Below are 3,995 nucleotides of genomic sequence, written 5' to 3' on the forward strand. Positions count from 1 at the left end.
GTGAAAAAAGTAGTGAAAGATAGGCTGTATTCACAGACAGAACTAGCAAAAAAATTGAAAGTTAGCCAAGCTACAGTTACAAGAATTATACGCGAGAATGGCGTTAAACCAATAAGAGTAGAGGGTCGCAAAAAGCTTTATTCTTCAAATCAACTTGAAAAATTACATCTTTCATCTTTTGAAAGAAAGAAAGATACCAATGAAACCATTGATAGTAATGACTTTTTAATCTTTCTTCAGAAAGAAATAAAAAGATTACATGAAGAAAATGAAGCATTAACAGAAAGATATATTGAACAACTTAGGTCTAAAGATAAACAAATAGATGACCTTAATGAACGATTATCCGAGGCTCATAAACTGCAACTTGGGCTAGAAAGGCAATTAAAAATGCTTCCAGAAACCACTCAAGAGTTCCAAAATTATGAAAGTAATGTTACTGAAAAAATAAAAAAAGTTCCAAAAAGATCTTTTTGGAGTAAATTTTTTAAATAAATAGTTGTTTTTGTTTCTTAATAAGCTATACTTAACACAAGACATGAAAATGCTTAAATAATTAAATAAAGACATAAAAAAAGCCTTGATCGGCAAACCACATTACCTTTCAAGGATCTGACAGCAACACCTGCCAAATGACTTCTTTTATAATAATAATACCACGGTAAAATTATTATTCAAGTTTAAAAGATGATTTTCACAGGATGAGCTGAAAGGCGCATCTTTTTATTTTGCGCTGATTATGCGGCAATAGTGAAAGTCGATATCCATAAACTTGAAAAAAAGCTGTGCTTGCCGCAGCTTCAAACAAAGGGCAACGTCCTGCATGATGTCAATCTATAGCATTGTGCAGGAAGGTAATCGGGTAAAAGTCAGAAAAGCCCGGACAGAAAAGATTTCTGAAGCCTAAGGCTAACTAGCTAAGGTAAAAACTGATGAGTTGTAAGCCGATACCTTGAGTAAGTATCGCAATGGCTGAACCTCGCTTATCTGTACGACTGGAGGCAGGCAATATAGAAAATATTGAAAGTTCCTCGTAAGCGGCAATAAGACTGAAGGTAGCGTAATAGGGAGATCATCATAAAAACGAAAGAAAGACACGTAGGGTGCGCAGATGCGTGGAAAAAGATGATTAAGTATCTGAAATGATACTTAAAGACTGTAGATACAACGACGACGACGATGACCGATCGATGTATCAGAAAATTGTTAAACGCAGAAAATTTCTTGTTAAAAAGCAAACAGGGAAAGACTCTGCCTCAAACTCTGACTCCCTCTCAATGTATCTGAATTTGCATAGATTTCAAGTTATTTTTGTAATTAAGTTTGATTTTCTTGTATTTATTTGTTTAAGTTGCGTGATAAAATATGCTTGAAATAAATTTTTGTTATATTTAGTTAATTTAGAATATTTTGTGGGAGAGTAATATATGAGAAAAGCAAATATTTTAAAAGCTGTGATGGTAACGGCTTCAAGTTTAACTTTATTTGTAACAGCTAATCAAGTAAATGCAGCTGCAACAAATAGACAAAAGCAAGCAGGAGTAATTTCAGTTAATTATTCAGGCTTAGGTAAAGTTGCCTTATTGGACTCAAATGGTCATTATACAGGGCAATATGTGAATAAGAATAGTCGCTGGAAGATTTTTGAAAAAGCAGATATTAATGGACGCACTATGTATCGCTTAGGAACTGATAAACAGTGGATTCCTGCTCAATACGCCAGTCAAAGTAAGGTTAGTGCAAGTGCTATCAGTAATCGCCAAGCAAAAAGTGGCACAATTACGGTTACCTATTCAGGTTTAGGTAGAGTAGCTCTAATTGATGCAAATGGTAATTACACTAGCCAGTATGTAAACAAAGGGTCACACTGGAAAGTAATAGAACAGGCAACCATTAATGGACGCACCATGTATCGTTTAGGTACAGATAGACAATGGATCCCAGCTCAATACGCAAGTTTCTATACACCTAGCGTACATCATAGTACTTATAGAGCTAGTTCAAGTAATTCAGGTATGAGTTTATCAGGAATGCCAGGACAAGGCCCAGATGTTACTAAACCATTATGGGATAAACCAATCAAGGTACCAGATGGAACTAAAATTTCAGGATTAACTGCAGATATGACATACGTTGTAAAACCAACTTACATCATTGGACCAACAGGTAAACGTTATGACTTACCTGTTGGTAATGCTAATGGAATTGCGCAAACTATTGCTAAAGCAATTAATGAAAGTGGCTTGCACCTAACAGATAAGCAAAGAGTTGGTCTAGCTGCCGAATACGTAGCAGGATTCACTGGATTCAGCAACTACACCATGTCTGGACCATACTATGATAAACCTTACGGACTCTTTGTTAAGCATGAATACTCATGTGCAGGCACTGCTAGAGCCTTAGGCTTAGTTTTAGGTTACATGGGTTATCGCTGGCAACACGTCAATCCAAACGCTTACAAACACCAATGGGTTCAAGTCCAAATGGACGGCAAAACTGGCTGGGCTGATGGAGAAACTGGTAGTGTTGGTTATGGAAACAACTGGGGTGATGATGTAACATGGTATCACTAAAATAATTAACGAGGCTATGCTACAAAATTATAATAAAAAAGACTATGCAAATTTTGCATAGCCTTTTTTTTTACTCAAAAATACTAGTTAGTCGAACGCTTTTTTATTATGATTTGATTAATTATTAGCACCCTATAACTGCGTAAGGCAATAGGGTGCTTTTTTGTAAAAATATGGGGCAAAAATTGGTGCTTTTTTTACTCAAAAATACTAGTTAGTCGAACGCTTTTTTATTATGATTTGATTAATTATTAGCACCCTATAACTGCGTAAGGCAATAGGGTGCTTTTTTGTAAAAATATGGGGCAAAAATTGGTGCTGTTTAAGTGCCAATTTTTAAACCAGATTTTTATGGTTTTTATTTTGCTTAAAAATAAAGACCAAGGGCACCACTGTTAACACCATAGTTTCTATGGCGTTTACAGTGGCTAAATTTATGGGCAAAAAAGTGGAACGCATTTTGCCTATAAATTTTAGTAAAAAGGATCTCGGCTATGCCGAGCGCACTCCAAGCTCAATTTTAGTAACCGAATAGGGCACTAAAATTTGCGGAGGTGCGTTATCCTTTCTTATGCCCTTTTATCTTTTGCTTAGTTTTGGAGCGTAGCTGGAGCCAAAACTAAGCAAAAGAAGTCGGCACATGGGTTCTTATGGTGACGATATGCAAGTTTTTGATGGTGACCAATGGTGACTAACGGTTACCAATAGGGTCAAAACTTGCATGGCGCAAGGGATTCATTGTCACTAAAAATGACCATGAGGTGGGGTACAAGTGACAATGAAAAAATGAGCGATTTTTGGCGTGTAGAAAAGGGGCTAAAAAGTAGCAGAATTGCTAGTCAATTTTAGCCCCGAAAAAGAGTGATTAAAAAAGCCTATTTTAGGCACTGAAAGTGGGTACCTAAAATAGGCTAAAATTTAGTTAAAAAACAGAGTAAAAAACGAGTGAAAATTAGGTCAAAAATACGGGGTAAAATAGGCTGTTTTTGATTGCAAATTTTTAAGTCAAAATATTGAATGTTTTGGGGACATTTTAGACGAGGAAAAACAGGATCAAAAATACAAAAAAATTGAAGGCTGATTTTAAAATTTTTTTCCAAAATTGTCCTCCTTTGAAATCTTAACACTTTCTTAATATTTGCTTTTTGCTTCCCTTTCTCCCCTGTCATTAAAATTGGAGTTTTAATGACCAAATAAGCAAAAGCCTTGATAAATCAGCTTTTTTAATCAGAAAAACAGTACAAAACAAGTAAAATCGGATTGGTATAGTGCTTTTTAATCTCTTAGTTATCGGCTATCACTAATATTTTAGTCAATCTTTAACTAGCTTTTTTAAAATAATTAGAGATTAATCTTTCATCTTTCATACATGATAGAATGAAAGAAAGATGCTAAATAAACATTGATATAAAGGGATTTACA

General features: G+C 34.9%; 2 protein-coding genes. Both read left to right on the forward strand.

Annotated features, from left to right (window positions below):
- A complete protein-coding gene (locus AC38BG_RS07135; protein WP_489937861.1) occupies positions 1–495 on the forward strand; it encodes a MerR family transcriptional regulator in 495 nt (164 codons plus the stop codon).
- A 932-nt stretch (positions 496–1,427) separates the two neighbouring features.
- Positions 1,428–2,573, forward strand: coding sequence for an SLAP domain-containing protein (locus AC38BG_RS07140; protein WP_489937862.1), 1,146 nt, complete (start codon positions 1,428–1,430; stop codon positions 2,571–2,573).
- The last annotated feature ends 1,422 nt before the right edge of the window (positions 2,574–3,995 follow it).

It is taken from the genome of Lactobacillus sp. M44 (genome assembly GCF_058130005.1).